We start from the raw sequence: 17,024 nt of genomic DNA, 5'->3' as shown, positions 1-17,024 counted from the left end.
TCAGTCCGCGCAGCAGGCGCCCTCGGCGGCCCCCCGGGCGGTCGTCTCGAGTCGGCAGAAGCAGGAGGCCTCGATCGGTACGTCCGCCAGCGCGGCGGCGAGCCGCAGCTGCTGGGACACCATCTGGGCCTCCCCGGTCCGGCCCAGTCGCACCAGGCACTCGTGGAGGCCGTGCAGGGACCAGACGTTGCCCGGGTGCTGCAACGCGCGCGGAAGCGTGCCGTCCAGGCCGAGGTCGGCCCGGTACACCGCTTCCGCCTCCTCGACGCGTCCCTGTTCCAGGAGGAGTGCGCCGTAGGCGTGCCGGGTGGGCTGCATCCAGCCCCACGGCTCGTCGTAGGGGAGGTTGTCGTCCAGCTCGATGGAGCGTTCCAGGGCGGCGAAGGCGACATCGTGGTTGCCCTTGCGGTACTCCAGTTCGCCGTCGAGCATCGCCGAGGCGATCGCGAGGATGTCTGCGCAGGTGTTGTTGAAGAGCATGCGGGTCTCGGGTACCCGGCCGGCGGCCTCCCGGAAGAGCCGGCGTTCCGCCTCCGCCTCGGGGACGCGGTGGGTCGAGGAGAGGGCGACGCCTCGGGCGTAGTGGCGCATCGCCGTCGACATCGAGTACAGCTCGGGGTCGGCGGGCATCGGCAGCGCCAGGATGTCGTCCCAGCGGCCGAACCGGATCAGGACGTGGACCCGCATGGCGAGGAAGGCCTCCAGCCAGTCGGCCATGGGCGGGCTCGGCACGCGCAGCAGGTCTTCCGGGATGGACGCCTCCAGCTCTGCCGCGGTCTTGAGGGCGACCTCGCTCTGGCCGAGGAACATCGCGCCGTAGATCTTGAAGTGGTAGTTGTGCGAGCGGTACAGGGTGTAGAAGTTCATCGCCCCGGCCCGGGCGTGGTACTTCTCGTCGGCCGCGATCGCCGCGGTGTTGTCGGAGACCACCCGCCGGTAGTCGCCGCACAGGACCTCCAGGTGCGAGGGCATGTGCAGCAGGTGCCCGGCGTCCGGCACCAGGCCGCGCAGCCGGTCCGCGACGGCCAGGGCGGCCTCGGGGGTCGGGGACATCTCCATCAGGTGGACGTACATGTGGACCACTCCCGTGTGCGCGCGGCCCGCGTCGGTGGCGAGGGCACGGTCGAGGACGGCCTTGGCCTCCGATGTGCGGGCGCCTTCGGCCGGTTGGCCCGTCCTGAGGTCCCACAGCTGCCAGGGCGTGAGGTTCATCAGGGCGTCGGCGTACAGGGTGGCGATGTCCGGGTCGTCCGGGGCGAGCTCGTAGACCGTGCGCATGCTGTCGGCGTAGGGGGCGTTCCAGACCGAGCAGTCCTCGACGGCCTTCGCCTGCGGGTAGCGGGCGCGCAGTGCGGTGATCAGCGCCTGTTCGACGGGGGTGGCGCCGTTCGCCTTCTCGTGTGCCAGCTCGACGGCCGCGTGGGTCCGGTCGACGGTGCGGACCAGGTCCTGGTCGTCGAAGAACTCCCAGGGTTTGTTGTAGTTCGGGCCGAGCGCGTAGGCGATGCCCCAGTGGGCCATGGCGCAGTCGGGGTCGGCCTCGACGGCCCGCTGGAAGCAGGCGACGGCCTCCTCGTGGTGGAAGGCGTACGTCCACGTCAGGCCGCGGTCGAACCAGAGTTGCGCGTCGGCGGAGGAGGTGGTCACGGAGCGGGTGTAGGTGCCGAGGTCGTAGTACTCCATGGTCGGTCTCCTGCCTGTGCTGCGCCCGGCGGTCTGTTCCCGAGTCTTCCGGAGAGCCTCGGGTCTCGCACCGACAACGGGAGGGGCCGTGACGCGGTTTCGGGTCAGGCGTGTCCGGTTCCTCGCGTCGTCCCGGAGGGCCGGGGAGCCGGGGAGCCGGGGAGCCGGGGAGCCGGAGGGTGCGGGCCGGCGGCCACGCATGGCATCGCCCCGCTCACCCGCCCCCGTACGGAAGGCTCCCGTCGCCGGCGTCGGTCTCCGCGCCCGTGGGTACCCGGCGCGGTGACGCCCCGGCACCGTGGCCGCGGGGTCACGGGTCGTGCCGACCAGGTGCGAGCGAGGGGGCTGGTGGCGCATTCTTGCTGTGTCGCGCGCGTGATGGCGTACGGACGAGGTAGGGCCGATGACTGGGAGCGCCGAGGGCGCAGAGCGCACGCCCGGCAGGCTGGCGGCGCTGCTGATCGATGCCTCGGCGGAGGCGATCAGCGCGGCCGGTGGCCTCGCCGGAGGGGTCTATCTGCGCTCCCGCACGCCCGGGCTGCTGCGGCTGGCGGTGCTGGAGGGGTTGCCAGGGCCGTTGTTCCGGCCGTGGTGGCGGGTGCATGTGGACCGGCCGTTCCCCGTCGCGGACGCCTACCGGCTCGGGGTGGAGGTCGTGCTGCCGAACGCGACGGAGGCGATGCGCCGCTATCCGCAGTACGCGGCCGGCTTGCCGTTCCCGTTCGGGTCCCTGTACCTCCCCGTCGCGGGCAGGTCGGGCGTCTTCGGTGTGCTGACCGTGCTGCGGCCGACGGCGGCGGACGCCACGGAGCTGCTGCCCGTACGCGAGCGCATGGCGCGGCTGGCCGAGGAGCTGGGGGCGGCGCTGGACAAACTGGAGGACCAGGACGCGTCGGCGGTGACCTGGGAGGACGGGCCCCTGTGTGTGCGGCCGCCGGCCAGCCGTCCGCCCTCCGGGCATCTCGGACGGTTCGCCTGGGATCCGGCGACGGGTCTTCTGACGGCGGACGAGCGGCTGAACGTCGTCCTGGGTGCGGTCGCGGCGGAAGCCCATGGCACCGCGGAGGGGTTCGCGGACGCGGTCGCCCCGGCGGACGCGGAGCGGATCCTGGCGGCGCTGCGGGAGGCGGCCGGTGGCCGGCCGCCGGCTCTGCCGCTGTTCGTGCGCGGCCCCGACGGTGCGCCACGGCTGGTCGAGGTCTGGGGGCCGTACGACGACGCGGCTCGTGCCCGGGCGTCGACCGTCCGGGGGGTCGTCCTCGATCCGGGGCCGGGCACAGTGGCGGACGCGGCGGCCGATCTGCTGCCGGACGGTGTGCTGAGCCTGGACCGGCTGGGGACGGTCGTCTACGCCAACCCGCACGCGGCCCGGCTGCTGCGCCGGCCACGCACCGAGCTGCTGGGCCGGGCCCTGTGGGAGGGCGTGCCATGGCTCAACCAGCCCGCCCTGGAGGACCATCTGCGCGGAGCGCTGCTGTCCCCGGATCCGGTGCATTTCCATGTCCGAAGGCCGTCCGCCCACGGCCGTGAGCCCGCCGCCGACGCGATCGCGGGCGACTGGCTCGCCCTGTCCGTCTATCCCGGACCGGACCTGCTGACCTGCACGCTCCGGCTGGGGCCCCGGGTGGCGGACAGCCCGTCCGGCCCCCCGGACGCGCTCGGCTCGCCGGAGACGGCCGGTGCGCCGTCGCTCTCTCCGCTGTACCGCCCCATCGTGCTCGCCATCGCACTCACCGAGGCGGTCACCGCCCGTCAGGTGTCCGCCGTGGTGATGCGGGAGCTGCTGCCCGCGTTCGGCGGCCGTCGGCTGGCCATCTATCTGCTCCAGGAGCGGCACCTGTACCTGGCCTGGGAGACCGGCTTCCCGAAGGGGTTCCTCGCCCCGTTCGACGGGGTGGGCCTCGACGAGCGGCTCCCCGGGGTCGAGACGCTGACCAGCGGGCGCCCGCTGTTCTACGACTCGATGCAGCAGCTCGCCGATGCCTACCCGGGCATCGCCCTGGACGCGACGGAGGGGGCGCGCGCCTTCCTGCCGCTGATCGCCTCCGGGCGGTCCGTCGGCTCCTGCATTCTCGGCTTCGACCGGCCGCGCAGCTTCAGCACCGAGGAACGTACGGTGCTCACCGCCATGGCCGGGCTGATCGCCCACGCCATGGAGAAGGCACAGCGCTACGAGAGCGAGGCCGCGCTGGCCCGTGGGCTGCAGCAGGCGCTGCTCCCCCGGCGGCTGTCGCAGCACCCGCTGATGGAGACCGCCGGACGCTATCTGCCCGGCACCCAGGGCATGGAGGTGGGCGGTGACTGGTACGACGTGGTCGCCGCCGGGGACGGTCTGGCCCTGGTCATCGGCGATGTACAGGGGCACGGCGTGCAGGCGGCGGCCACCATGGGCCAGCTGCGCAGCGCCGTCCGGGCCTTCGCCCTCGGTGACCGGCCGCCCGACGAGGTCATGAGCGGCACCAACCACCTGCTCATCGACCTCGACGCCGGCCTGTTCGCGAGCTGCTGCTACATCCGGCTCGACCCCGTGACCGGCGTCGCCCAGGCGGCCGTGGCCGGGCATCCGCGGCCGCTGCTGCGCCGCCCGGACGGCCGTACGCATGTGGTCGACCTGCCCGGCGGGGTGGTGCTGGGCGTGGACCCGCAGGCGACGTATCCGGTGACGGAGCTGCGGATGGAGCCCGGTGCCGTGCTGGCGTTGTACACGGACGGGCTGGTCGAGCGGCCCGGTGTCGACATCGATGACGGCATCAGCGCGCTGCGGGTGGCGCTGGCCAGGGCCGGTGCCCCCGGCGCCCGGCCGGGCGGGCGTTCGCTGGCGGGCGTGGCCGACCGGCTCACCGCGACCGCCCGGCACACGGCGGACCGCCCCGACGACATCGCGCTGCTGCTGGCCACGCGACGTGCCACTCCCCCGCCCCGGAAGTGAGAGCGCGGGCCGCTCGCGTCCGGCCGTGTAACGCTGTGGCAGGGACGGGTGTTGCCCGCGTCCGGCCCTTCACACCTGTGGCCGATGTGTGTGGGACACAGCAGGCCCTGTCACGGTCTGTTACGTCTCTCGCCTCCCGAGGCCCGGCAGTGTAGACATGGGCACATGGTCCGACTGTGGGGTCGTTCCGGGCCCCGGTCGGCCCGTCGTCCGAGCGGTGAGCGCACACGGGGTGCGCCCGTCCGCGTGCGAGGAGTGCCCGAAACCGGGCCGTCGCGCGGGGCCCCGGCCGAGGGGCGGCGCGAGGGGCGGTTCTCCGCGGTGCGGGCGACGCTGGGCGGGCGCAGCCTCGCCGGTCAGGTGTTCCTGCTGCAAGTGGTGATCGTGCTGCTGCTGGTCGTCGCCGCGGTGGTGGCGCTGGTGCTGCAGGTGCGCTACGACACCACGCAGGAGGCCCGCCATCGTTCGGTGGCCGTCGCCGAGGCGTTCGCGAACGCGCCGGGCACCCGGGAGGCGCTGGACAGCCCGGATCCCACCGCCGTGCTGCAACCGCGGGCCGAGGCGGCGCGGGAGGCGACGGACGTGGACTTCATCGTCGTCATGAACACCGACGGCGTCCGCTACACCCATCCAAGGCCGGACCGCATCGGCAAGACGTTCGTGGGGAACATCGGACCCGCACTGGCCGGGCGGGTCGTGACCGAGGAGATCACGGGCACCATCGGGCCGCTCGTCCAGGCGGTGGTGCCCGTCAAGGACCCCGACGGAAAGGTCGTCGGGCTGGTGTCGGCCGGGGTGACGAAGGCGACCGTGGGCGGTACGGCGGACCGGCAGCTGCCGCTCCTGCTGATCGCCGCGGCGGCGGCGCTCGCCCTGTCCACGGCGGGTACGGCCCTGGTCAGCAAGCGGCTGCTGCGGCAGACCCACGGTCTCGGGCCGGACGAGATGACCCGGATGTACGAGCACCACGACGCCGTCCTGCACGCCGTCCGGGAAGGCGTGATCATCGTCGGCACCGAGGGGCGGCTGCTGCTCGCCAACGACGAGGCGCACCGTCTGCTCGATCTGCCCGCGGACGCCGAGGGGCACCGAGTGCTCCACCTCGGTCTCGCCCCCGACACGGCCGAGCTGCTGGACTCCGGCCGGATGGCCACGGACGAGGTGCACCTGGTCAAGGACCGGCTGCTGGCGGTCAACCAGCGCCCCACCACCCTCAGGGGCCGCCCGTCCGGCAGCGTCGCCACCCTCCGCGACTCGACCGAGCTGCGCGCCCTGTCCGGCCGCGCCGAGGAGGCCCGCGAGCGCCTGAACATGCTGTACGACGCCGGTGTGGGCATCGGCACCAGCCTGGACGTCACCCGTACCGCCGAGGAACTGGCGGAGCTGGCGGTGCCCCGGTTCGCGGACTTCGCCACCGTCGACCTGTTCGAGGCCGTGCTGGACGGCGGGCAGCCGGAGGCGGCGACCCGGCTGCGGCGCACGGCGTGCGGCGGGACGCACAAGGACGCGCCGCTGTACCCGGTGGGCGAGAAGATCCGGTTCGTGGACTCCTCGCCGCAGGCTCGCGCGCTCAAGGACGGACAGGCCGTCATCGAGCCGCGGCTGGACGAGGCGCCGGGGTGGCGTGCCCAGGATCTGGAGCGGTCGGCGCAGATCGTGGACTTCGGCATCCACTCGCTGGTCGCGGTGCCGCTCAGGGCGGGGTCCCTGGTGCTGGGCGTGGTCAGCTTCTGGCGGTCGCGGAAGGCCGAGCCGTTCGACGCCGACGAGGTGGCGCTCGCGGAGGAGTTGGTCGCCCGGGCCGCGGTGTCCATCGACAACGCCCGCCGCTACACGCGCGAGCACAGCATGGCCGTGGCCCTGCAGCGCAGCCTGCTGCCCCGCAACCTGCCGGAGCAGAACGCGCTGGACATCGCCTACCGGTATCTGCCGGCGCAGGCCGGTGTGGGCGGGGACTGGTTCGACGTGCTGCCGCTGTCCGGCGCCCGGGTCGCGCTGGTGGTGGGCGACGTCGTCGGGCACGGGCTGCACGCGGCGGCCACGATGGGCCGGCTGCGTACGGCGGTGCACAACTTCTCCGCCCTGGACCTGCCGCCCGACGAACTGCTCGCGCTCCTCGACGAGCTGGTCGCCCGGATCGACCAGGACGAGACGGAGGACGGCGACAGCGCCCCGGTGACCGGCGCGACCTGTCTGTACGCGGTCTACGACCCGGTGTCCCAGCGGTGCACGATCGCCCGCGCCGGCCATCCGCCGCCGGCCCTGATCCGGCCGGACGGCTCGGTCGACTTCCCGGATGTGCCCGCCGGTCCTCCGCTGGGCCTGGGCGGGCTGCCGTTCGAGACGGCCGAGCTGGAGCTGGCGGAGGACAGCCGGCTCGTGCTGTACACGGACGGGCTCGTGGAGGACCGCGACCGGGACATCGACGAGGGTCTGGAGCTGCTGCGCGCCGCGCTGGCCCGGGCCGGCCGCTCGCCGGAGGAGACCTGCCAGGCCGTGCTGGACGCCCGGCAGCCGGGCCGGGCGAGCGACGACATCGCGCTGATCGTGGCGCGTACCCGGGCGCTCGGGTCCGAGCTGGTCGCCGAGTGGCAGGTGCCGTCCGATCCGGTGGCCGTGGCCCAGGTGCGGTCCGCCGTGACACGGACGCTGGAGGCCTGGGGGCTGGAGGAGCTGTCGTTCACCACGGAGCTGATCCTGAGCGAGCTGGTCACCAACGCGATCCGGTACGGCGGTGAGCCGATCCGGGTGCGCATGCTGCGCGACCGCAGTCTGATCTGCGAGGTCTTCGACAGCAGCAGCACCTCGCCGCATCTGCGCTACGCGACCATGACGGACGAGGGCGGCCGCGGCCTGTTCCTCGTCGCGCAGCTGGCGGACCGCTGGGGCACGCGGTACCTGCCCGCGGGCAAGGTGATCTGGGCGGAGCAGCCGCTGCCGTAGCTGCGGCGGCTGTTTGTACATAGGTACGAACCTTTGACGCGACCGGTGCCTCTCACGGCCACCTTCTGGTAGGAAACTTTCCTATCAGTGTTCGTTACGGCCAACTCCCCACCCCCCACCATCACTTGGAGCCGCCGTGAAGCACCCCACCCGCACGTCGCGCCGCACTCTCCTCACCCTGTTCGGCGCGTCCCTGGCGTCAGCCCCACTCCTCAACTCCCCCCGTGCCGCCGCGCTCTGCGCCGCGGCGGGACTCGACGACCCGGCGAAGAAGGAGATCGCCATGCAGCTGGTGTCGAGCGCGGAGAACTCCTCGCTCGACTGGAAGGCGCAGTACAAGTACATCGAGGACATCCGTGACGGCCGCGGTTACACGGCCGGGATCATCGGCTTCTGCTCCGGCACGGGCGACATGCTCGACCTGGTCGAGCTGTACGCCGACCGCCGCCCCGGCAACGTCCTCGCCCCCTACCTCCCGGCACTGCGCCGGGTGAACGGCACCGACTCGCACGACGGACTCGACCCGGGCTTTCCCCGCGACTGGGCCCGGGCCGCGCAGGACCAGGAGTTCCGGCGGGCGCAGGACCACGAACGCGACCGGGTGTACTTCAACCCGGCCGTGCGGCAGGGCAGGACGGACGGGCTGCGCGTGCTGGGCCAGTTCGCGTACTACGACGCCATCGTCATGCACGGCGACGGCACCGACCCGACCAGCTTCCGCAACATCCGCAGGCGCGCCCTGAACCGGTCCCGGCCGCCGGCGCGGGGCGGCGACGAAGTCACCTATCTGCACGCCTTCCTGGACGCGCGGGTGTGGGCGATGAAGCAGGAGGAGGCGCACAGCGACACCAGCCGGGTCGACACGGCCCAGCGGGTCTTCCTGCGCGAGGGCAACCTCGACCTCGATCCGCCGCTCGACTGGAAGGTGTACGGGGACAGTTACCACATCGGCTGAGCGGCATCCGGCGCCCCGGAGAACGGGGCGCCGGACCTCGTCGTACACGCCTCCCGTCCGGCATGAGAGAGTCACCGGCACGGCCCCGACACCTCATAAAGTAGATTTATGAGCTCATAGAGCGGACCCGCGTACCGACTTAGGCTTGCCTTAGTTTAGGCTTCCCGACGAGATCGCTTGTCACCGCTCGAAGGGACCCTGATCATGCCCCGCCCCCTGCGGGTAGCCATTGTCGGAGCCGGCCCGGCCGGGATCTACGCCGCCGACGCCCTGCTCAAGTCCGACGTGGCCGCCGAACCCGGCGTGTCCATCGACCTCTTCGAGCGCATGCCGGCGCCGTTCGGCCTGATCCGTTACGGCGTGGCGCCCGACCACCCCCGCATCAAGGGCATCATCACGGCCCTCCACCAGGTGCTCGACAAGCCGCAGATCCGCCTCTTCGGCAACGTCGACTACCCGACCGACCTCAACCTGGACGATCTGCGCGCGTTCTACGACGCCGTGATCTTCTCCACCGGTGCGACGGCCGACCGGGCGCTGTCGATCCCGGGCATCGAGCTCGACGGGTCGTACGGCGCCGCGGACTTCGTGTCCTGGTACGACGGCCACCCGGACGTGCCGCGCACCTGGCCGCTTCAGGCGGAGAAGGTCGCCGTGCTCGGCGTCGGCAATGTCGCCCTCGACGTGGCCCGTGTCCTGGCCAAGACGGCGGACGAGCTGCTGCCGACGGAGATCCCGGCGAACGTCTACGACGGTCTGAAGGCCAACAAGGCCGTGGAGATCCACGTGTTCGGCCGACGTGGCCCGGCGCAGGCGAAGTTCAGCCCGATGGAGCTGCGCGAGCTGGACCACTCCCCCAACATCGAGGTCATCGTCGACCCCGAGGACATCGACTACGACGAGGGCTCGATCGAGACCCGGCGCGGCAACAAGCAGGCCGACATGGTCGCCAAGACCCTGGAGAACTGGGCGATCCGCGACGTCGGCGACCGGCCGCACAAGCTGTTCCTGCACTTCTTCGAGTCGCCCTCGGAGATCCTCGGCGAGGACGGCAAGGTCGTCGGCCTGCGCACCGAGCGCACCGCCCTCGACGGCACCGGCAACGTCAAGGGCACCGGTGAGTTCAAGGACTGGGACGTCACCGCGGTCTACCGCGCCGTCGGCTACCTCTCCGACAAACTCCCCAAGCTGCCCTGGGACATCGACTCGGGCACCGTCCCGGACGAGGGCGGCCGCGTCATACAGGAGTCCGGCGAGCACCTGCAGTCGACGTACGTCACCGGCTGGATCCGGCGCGGTCCGGTGGGCCTGATCGGCCACACCAAGGGTGACGCGAACGAGACGGTGTCGAACCTCCTGGACGACTTCGCGAACGGCCGTCTGCAGACGCCGGATTCGCCCGAGCCGGAGGCCGTGGAGGCGTTCCTCACCGAGCGCGAGATCCGCTTCACCACCTGGGACGGCTGGTACAAGCTCGACGCCGCCGAGAAGGCGCTGGGCGAGCCGCAGGGCCGTGAGCGCGTGAAGATCGTCGAGCGCGAGGACATGCTCCGGGAGAGCGGCGCCTGAGCCGCCGACGGTGACACGGTGACGGAGAGGGCCGGGGGTTCGTCCCCCGGCCCTCTCCCGGCTTTCACGGCCCTCGGCCCCCTCGCGGCTTTCACGGCCCCGGGGTGATCGCCCCCTGTTAACGTCCCCCCGGTGTTCTCACTTCTGGAGCCCCCTTTCTTCACCCGGCTGCGCGCTGCGCGCCGGGTGCTCGTCGCCGGTGCGGGCGGCGGATTCGACGTGTACGCCGGTGTGCCGCTCGCCCTCGCCCTGCGGGCGGCCGGCAAGGAGGTCCATCTGGCCAACCTTTCCTTCTCGGAGCTGTACGGGCTGGATCTCGACGTGTGGGTGGACCACGACGTCGCGGCGATACGCCCGGACACCACGATCCGCGGCGACTACTTCCCCGAACGGGCCCTCGCACGCTGGCTCGCCCTCCAGGAGCTGCCCGACACGGTGTACGCGTTTCCCCGCACGGGCGTCCAGCCCCTCAGGGACGCCTACCGGGCCCTCCTGGAGCATCTGGGCGGCGTGGACGCCATCGTGCTGGTGGACGGTGGGACCGACATCCTGATGCGCGGCGACGAGCACGGGCTGGGCACACCGGAGGAGGACATGGCCAGTCTGGCCGCCGTGGCCGGGCTGGACGAGGTTCCGGTGCGCCTGGTGGCGTGTCTCGGGTTCGGCGTGGACTCCTACCACGGGGTCAACCACTCCCTGGTGCTGGAGAAGCTGGCCGCGCTGGACCGGGAGGGCGGCTACCTCGGCACGTTCTCACTGCCGCGCGAGAGCCGCGAGGGGAGCCTGTTCCTGGACGCGGTCGAGCACGCCCAGCGGGCCACACCGGACCACCCGAGCATCGTCCAGGGTTCCGTCGCCGCCGCCGTACGCGGCGACTTCGGCGACGTCCGCTTCACCGAACGGACCAAGGACAGCGAGCTGTTCATCAATCCGCTGATGGCCCTGTACTTCTGCGTCGACGCCCCCGCCCTCGCTCGCCGCAACCTCTATCTCGACCGGCTCGAGAACACCGCGCTGATGCGCCAGATCAGCTCGGTCATCGCGGAGTTCCGCGACGGGCTGCCGCGCCAGCGGCCACCGCGGGCCTACCCGCACTGACGAACCCCTGTCTCACATTCCGGTGAAGTCCCCCCATCAGGCGTATGAACTGCATACACTCCTGATCTTCACAGAAGCTCCATACAGGGGGGATGTTTCTCCATGCGCATACGCACTGTCGCCACAACCGCCGTCGCGGTCGGCACACTCGCCGCACTGTCCGCCGGCCCGGCCCAGGCCACCGAGTACTCGTCCGCGCTGAAGATCAAGGGCATCCAGTACGACGCCCCCGGCCGCGACTCCAACAGCTGCTCCACCGGCAACACCGACGAGGAGTACCTGACGATCAAGAACTACTCGTCGAGTGCCACGGTCAACCTCAAGGGCTACCTCGTGAAGGACAAGACCGGCAACCGGTTCACGTTCACCGCGAACCACTACCTCCAGCCCGGCGACTATGTGAAGCTCCGGGGCGGCAACGGCACCGACTCCGACACGCACAACGTCGTCTACCGCGACAACTGCAACTTCCTGTGGAACAACGACAAGGACTCGATCTACCTCTACAAGCCCTCGGGCGCCGGGGCGGATTCGCACTCCTACACCAAGAGCGGGAACGACGGGGACGGCAACGGGTACATCACGTACCACAACTGAGCGGGCACTCGGCGATGAGCAGGACCCACCCCAATGCGGATGGTGGGCGGGTCCTGCTCACCGAGTCATTGTGATGACCGGACGCGGTGCGGGCCACGAGTGCGCACCGGTCGGCCGGTGCGCGGCGCGCACACCCGTGTGCGGACCCCACCTGGTGGGTAGCTACCTGCGGCGACGATACTGGTACGCGCACATGCCCCCGCCCAGCAGATGGACTCATGCCCAGCTCTTCCAGCACCCGCCCCACCACCCCGCCTTCGGTGTGGCAGGCCCGTGGCCGCCACACCGGGACCGCCGCGGAAGACGTACTCCGGCTCAGTCTGCGGCAGCTCAAGGAGAGCCGGGCCATAGACGACTTTCTGGAGCTGCCCGAGACCGAGGGCGCCCAGGAGTGGCTCTTCGAGGCCCGATGGCGCGCCGCGGGGTCGGTGACCGTCCGCGCCCGGCTGACCGTCGAGCAGGGCTCCGGCACTGGACAGGAGTGGGTGCTGGTCGCGGAGGCGGAGGCCCCGTGGGACCCGCGGTGGCCGTCGCCGGCCGCCATGTTCTGGCCGCAGGAGCCGGACGCGGCCTGGGACCACGAGACGGTCACGGGTCTGCGCCTGACGGACATCAACCCTCTCCCCTCGGACGACAAGGCCGTACGGCGCGTGCTGCGGGACTCCGGGCGCGACGGCTGGAACATCCATGTCGTCGTCCACGAGGCCATGACGACTGACCAGCGCGGTCGTCGGCCGCTGGCCGGGATGCTGCCGCCGAGCCTGCGGCACCGGGTGGTCGAGCACCGTGCCGCGCCCAGCCAGTTGCGCGTCGTGAACTGGGCGCTGCGGGAGTTCGGCGTCGAGGTGCCGCGCGGCGGTGCCGTGGTGCTGCCCGGGTCTCCGTCACCGGAGGACTACGCCGCGGAGGACTTCGCCGTACGCAGCGTCTTCCTGGACGGCTCCGAGCCGGCCGAGCTCATCCACGCCGTGACGCGGTTCGCCGCGCTGCCGCGCCCGGTGCCGGACGGCGCCGAGGAGGCCGTCACCGCACTGCGTGAGGACTGGCGGCTGCTGACACTGGAGGAGGAGCTCGACCGGGAACGCAAGCTCGTGGCGATGTACGCCGAGGCGCTCGACGCGATGACCAAGTCCCGCGACCTCTACCGGGAGGCCGCCGAAGAGGCGCACGCCGCGCTGGCCGCCTACCGGGAGTCCGCCGACGCCGTACCCGAGCCCCGGCCCCAGCCGCCGGCCTCCCCGGCGGCGTCGCCGCTCCAGCAGTTGACCCGGACCTTCGAACGCCTCAAGAGCTCCGCCCGGACCCGCAGGCCTTCCTCCGACGCGGGCGACCTACCGGAGGCCGAGGCCGCCGAGGAGCAGCCGGAGTCGGTGGACCGCTAGTACCCGGGCCCCGCGCGGAGCGGCACCGCGTGCCGTGGAGCGTGGGCGTAGGGCGCCTGCGCCGGATCCGTGGGCGGGGTGTACTGCGTCGGGCGGGTTCGCTTCGGAGCGTGGGTGGACGGGCCGTGCGCCTGCCCGAGCAGGTGACCGGCCCGATCGTGCGTCTTCCGTCCTGACGAGTGATGGTGTGCGGCCGAGTGACGGCCGCCATGCAATGCACCCGCCGCAAGAGGGAATCCGACCGGCAGGTGCGCATCGGTGCGCGCCGTAGGCAGGAGGAGGGTCCGTGGGGTCGACCACCGAGGTGATCGTCGTCGCCGTGGTCCTGGCGGCCGTCGTGCTCGCCGTGGCCGTCCGGTTGCTGGTGCGGCTCGTGCGGACCCGGCGGCTGATGCGGCGCGCCGGGCTGCCGACCGGGCCGCGCTGGGTGTTCTGGGGTGCCGTCCTGTACTTCGTACTGCCCGCCGACCTGGTGCCCGATCCGGTGTATCTGGACGACATCGGCGTGCTCTTGCTGGCACTGCGTACCCTGCGCCGCTCTCCCGAGGCGGGACCGCCGGACGCCGTTGGTTACAGAAAGTAAGGAAACCAATCACTCGTTCGATTCGTTTAAGTAAGAGGAAGCCCAAGTGCGTCGGCGGGGCGAGTGACGCCACGGGGTGACCAAGCTCGATCGGCAGCACCTGTGAGGGAGAGACGATGCAACCGTTCGCGCTCAACTATGCACGGCCGGCAGCGGAGTTGGAGGTCACCGCTGCGTATGTCTACGACTCCGGTCTGCAGTTGAACGTGCTGCGTGACGGGCGGATAGCCGCCGGTGATCACGCGCTCTTGCGGGAGTTGGGGACCACGACATCCACGGCGGGCTCGAAGACCCACTTCGACGACTGAACACAGATCGCCGACGATGACCGTCCTGATTGTGACGAACGAAGAAGACGTGACGGCGGACATGGTGGTCGTGCACCTGAACGCGTCCGCCGTTCCGGTGGTCCGGCTCGATCCCGCCGACCTGACCGACGGGGTCGCCCTGTCGGGCGAGTATGTGCACGGTGCCTTCCGCGGCCATCTGTCGTCCGCGGGACGCCTGGTGAGCGTCACCGGGCTGCGGTCGATATGGATGCGCAGGCCGGGAGCGGCGGCCGCGCGGGCCGCCACGCCCTCGGCCTGGCTGACGGAGGAGGCCGGGCAGGCGCTGTACGGCATCCTGCGGGGCTGTGACGTGCGCTGGATGAACCACCCCGACGCGGCCCGCCGGGCGCGCTACAAACCGTGGCAGCTGCGGCTGGCGCAGCGGTGCGGGCTGCCCGTTCCCGCCACGCTGATCACGTCCTTCCCGCAGGCCGCCCGCGAGTTCGCCGCGCGCTATCCGGATCTGGTGGTCAAGCCGGTGTCCGGTACGCATCCGCAGGATCCGCCCCGGGCGGTGCCGACCAGCAGGGTGTCCCCGGACGCGGACTTCTCCGCCGTCGCGTTCGGGCCGACCCTGCTGCAACGGCGGGTGGCCAAGCGGGCCGACATCCGGCTCACCGTGGTAGGCGAGCGGTTGCTGGCCGCCGACAAGGTGACCGGGGCCGAGGCCGAGGTGGACGTCCGGTTCGCCGCGTCCGACGCGCCGTGGCACCCGGTCGAGGTCGCACCGCGCGTCGCCGAGGCGGTCCTCGCCTATATGCGGGAGGCGGAACTCGCCTACGGCGCCTTCGACTTCGTCGAGGACGCCGACGGGACGTGGTGGTTCCTGGAGTGCAACCAGTCGGGCCAGTTCGGGTTCATCGAGGTGGACACGGGCCAGCCGATATCGCTGAGCATCGCCGAGTGGCTCGCCCGGCCCGCCTCCGGGGAGCGGCCGCACGCCAACGGGGAGAGCGCGAAGGTTCCCTGACCGGGCTCAGCGCTGCTGCGGCCCCGGTGGCAGGGCGCCCCGCTGCCAGGTCGGGGCGGGCGGCGCCGGCCGTCCGGGGGCCGGTGCGTGGCCTCCGCCGGGCGGCAGCAGCGACTGCCCGGACTGCAGCAGCGGCTGCATGGCGAACTCGACTTCCCTGCTGACGCGTTCGGCCTCCCTGCGCACCTGGAGGGGGATGTCGCCGCGCTCCGCGATGAGCCGGTCGTAAATGGGGGAATCCTGGAACACCCGTCAACGCGCCTTTCATGTCGTGGCCCCGTGTGCATTTGGGCACGGCTGTCGAGTCTAGGCGCCGACGCACACTGAAGTACGAATTCTGCCAGAGCGCTTGACGGCCGACGCACGGGCACTACGGCACCGTCGCGGCACCGCCCGCCGACCGCGTCAGGCACCCGTCGTCGAGCCGGGCCGGACGATCATCAGGACCGTGACGGTCGCCCACAGAAGGTTGAAGATGCCGGTGAACATGGCGAGCCGGACCGTCGCCGCGTGCTCGACGGCCTTCTCGGCGCCCAGTTGGTCGAGGAGTTCCTCCTGGCGGGGCAGGACGAAGGCGATCAGGATCCCGGCGGCCGCGGCGGTCAGGGCGATGGAGGTGATGAGCCATCCGCTGCCCAGCACGCCCATCGCCAGCGCGGTGGCCAGGCCGAGGACGGGGACCGACACCCCGATGGTCGCGTAGACACGGCAGATGCGGTGCAGCAGCCGGACGGTGCCCACCGCCACCGCGCCGTCCGTCGCCGGGACGCGGCGCGCGGCCGGCGGGAACATGCTGGCCGCGACGGTGACGGGGCCGACGGCGACGATGGCGGCCAGGACGTGAAGAGTGAGGAGGATCTTGGTCACGCGCCCCACGCTAGGGATCTCACGGGCGCTCGGACAGGGGCTGAAACGACAGCTTCCAACGGGTTCCCGCCAACCGTTCTGACTGCTCTCTCACCTAGGCGCACCTGCTCCACCTGGCCTTATGTCACTGGCGGGAATCCGCCTAGGGTGTCCCGCATGCACACCGTGGCGATCCTGGTTCTCGACAACGTGGTGCCGTTCGACATGGCGACGCCCTTCCAGATGTTCGGCTGGACCCGGCTGCCGGACGGCCGCCGCCCCTACCGGGTCCGGCTGTGCGCCGAGTCGCCCGAGGTGCCGACCGAGGGGTTCGCCCTGCGGATCGACCGGGGGCTCGACGGGCTGGCGGACGCGGACACGATCATCGTGCCGGGCTGCGACGAGACCGGACCGCCCTCCCCACGGGTGGTGACGGCCCTGCGGCAGGCGGCGCAGGCCGGCACGCGGATCGCCTCCGTGTGTGTAGGCGCCTTCGTCCTGGCCGAGGCGGGACTCCTGGACGGGCTGCGCGCCACCACCCACTGGATGGCCACCGACGAGCTGGCGCGGCGCTTCCCGGACGTCCGGGTGGAGCCGGACGTGCTGTACGTCGACAACGGGCAGATCCTCACCTCCGCCGGAGCCGCCGCGGGGCTGGACCTTTGCCTGCACATGATCCGGCGGGACCTGGGATCCGCCGTGGCCGCGCACACGGCGCGCTTGTCCGTCGTACCGCTGGAACGGGAGGGCGGGCAGGCGCAGTTCATCGTGCACCAGCACCCGCCCGTACCGCGTGGTTCGGAGCTCGAACCGGTGCTGGAGTGGATCGAGGACCATCTGGCCGGGGAGATCACCCTGGGGGCGATGGCGGTGCGCTCGGGGATGAGCGAGCGCACCTTCAGCCGCCGGTTCCGCGAGCAGACCGGCACCACTCCCCTGCAGTGGGTGCTGCGGGCGCGTGTGCGACGGGCCCAGTATCTGCTGGAGAACAGCGACCACCCGGTCGAACGGATCGCCCGGCAGGCGGGATTCGGGTCACCGACGGCGTTCCGTGAGCGCTTCCGCCGGGTGGTCGGCACCACGCCGCTCGCCTACCGGGCCGCGTTCAAGGGGGCGTCGTCAGTCACGGTGGAATAAATC

The 17,024-nt window shown here is 71.7% G+C and carries 14 protein-coding genes; 11 read left to right on the top strand and 3 right to left on the bottom strand.

The genetic code is table 11. From position 1 onward, the window contains the following. Positions 1-1,683 (bottom strand): hypothetical protein, encoded by a 1,683-nt coding sequence (locus ABIE67_RS44125; protein ID WP_370267218.1) that lies wholly within the window; start codon positions 1,681-1,683, stop codon positions 1-3. A gap of 403 nt (positions 1,684-2,086) precedes the next feature. Between ABIE67_RS44125 and ABIE67_RS44120 the strand changes: the two genes are divergently transcribed. The 10 genes from ABIE67_RS44120 to tgmB all read left to right on the top strand — a co-directional run bounded on the left by ABIE67_RS44120 (position 2,087) and on the right by tgmB (position 15,038). Then, positions 2,087-4,612 (top strand): SpoIIE family protein phosphatase, encoded by a 2,526-nt coding sequence (locus tag ABIE67_RS44120; RefSeq protein WP_370267216.1) that lies wholly within the window; start codon positions 2,087-2,089, stop codon positions 4,610-4,612. A gap of 165 nt (positions 4,613-4,777) precedes the next feature. Next, positions 4,778-7,555: a SpoIIE family protein phosphatase gene (locus ABIE67_RS44115; protein WP_370267215.1), complete on the top strand. Its 2,778-nt coding sequence runs from the start codon at positions 4,778-4,780 to the stop codon at positions 7,553-7,555. A gap of 136 nt (positions 7,556-7,691) precedes the next feature. Continuing rightward, on the top strand, positions 7,692-8,510 hold the full coding sequence (locus ABIE67_RS44110; RefSeq protein ID WP_370267214.1) for a chitosanase: 819 nt from the start codon (positions 7,692-7,694) through the stop codon (positions 8,508-8,510). A 204-nt stretch (positions 8,511-8,714) separates the two neighbouring features. Then, positions 8,715-10,079, top strand: coding sequence for an FAD-dependent oxidoreductase (locus ABIE67_RS44105; protein ID WP_370267213.1), 1,365 nt, complete (start codon positions 8,715-8,717; stop codon positions 10,077-10,079). Positions 10,080-10,211: 132 nt separating this feature from the next. After that, positions 10,212-11,177 carry a DUF1152 domain-containing protein gene (locus ABIE67_RS44100; protein WP_370267212.1) on the top strand — a complete coding sequence of 322 codons (966 nt, stop codon included), beginning with the start codon at positions 10,212-10,214 and terminating at the stop codon, positions 11,175-11,177. A gap of 102 nt (positions 11,178-11,279) precedes the next feature. Then, positions 11,280-11,774 (top strand): lamin tail domain-containing protein, encoded by a 495-nt coding sequence (locus tag ABIE67_RS44095; RefSeq protein ID WP_370267211.1) that lies wholly within the window; start codon positions 11,280-11,282, stop codon positions 11,772-11,774. Between the two features lie 218 nt (positions 11,775-11,992). Next, positions 11,993-13,156 (top strand): hypothetical protein, encoded by a 1,164-nt coding sequence (locus ABIE67_RS44090; RefSeq protein WP_370267210.1) that lies wholly within the window; start codon positions 11,993-11,995, stop codon positions 13,154-13,156. A 286-nt stretch (positions 13,157-13,442) separates the two neighbouring features. Beyond that, a complete protein-coding gene (locus tag ABIE67_RS44085) occupies positions 13,443-13,739 on the top strand; it encodes a DUF1232 domain-containing protein (protein WP_370267209.1) in 297 nt (98 codons plus the stop codon). A gap of 116 nt (positions 13,740-13,855) precedes the next feature. Then, the gene (gene tgmA / locus ABIE67_RS44080; protein ID WP_030052559.1) at positions 13,856-14,047 is read left to right on the top strand and encodes a putative ATP-grasp-modified RiPP; all 192 of its coding nucleotides are present in this window, start codon (positions 13,856-13,858) and stop codon (positions 14,045-14,047) included. Positions 14,048-14,063: 16 nt separating this feature from the next. Then, positions 14,064-15,038 carry an ATP-grasp ribosomal peptide maturase gene (gene tgmB, locus ABIE67_RS44075; RefSeq protein WP_370267207.1) on the top strand — a complete coding sequence of 325 codons (975 nt, stop codon included), beginning with the start codon at positions 14,064-14,066 and terminating at the stop codon, positions 15,036-15,038. Positions 15,039-15,044: 6 nt separating this feature from the next. Here tgmB and ABIE67_RS44070 read toward each other — a convergent pair whose 3' ends face one another. Together ABIE67_RS44070 and ABIE67_RS44065 are read right to left on the bottom strand one after the other, a co-directional pair. Then, entirely contained in the window at positions 15,045-15,287 is a 243-nt protein-coding gene (locus ABIE67_RS44070) for a hypothetical protein (protein WP_370267206.1), read from the bottom strand. A 156-nt stretch (positions 15,288-15,443) separates the two neighbouring features. Then, positions 15,444-15,905, bottom strand: coding sequence for a DUF2269 family protein (locus tag ABIE67_RS44065; RefSeq protein ID WP_370267205.1), 462 nt, complete (start codon positions 15,903-15,905; stop codon positions 15,444-15,446). Positions 15,906-16,061: 156 nt separating this feature from the next. Between ABIE67_RS44065 and ABIE67_RS44060 the strand changes: the two genes are divergently transcribed. Then, positions 16,062-17,021: a GlxA family transcriptional regulator gene (locus ABIE67_RS44060; protein WP_370267204.1), complete on the top strand. Its 960-nt coding sequence runs from the start codon at positions 16,062-16,064 to the stop codon at positions 17,019-17,021. The last annotated feature ends 3 nt before the right edge of the window (positions 17,022-17,024 follow it).

Origin of the sequence: Streptomyces sp. V4I8 (assembly GCF_041261225.1) — a bacterium.
Classification (GTDB): domain Bacteria; phylum Actinomycetota; class Actinomycetes; order Streptomycetales; family Streptomycetaceae; genus Streptomyces.
Note: the sequence above shows the minus strand (reverse complement) of the source record. Positions and strands in the feature narration are given on the sequence as shown.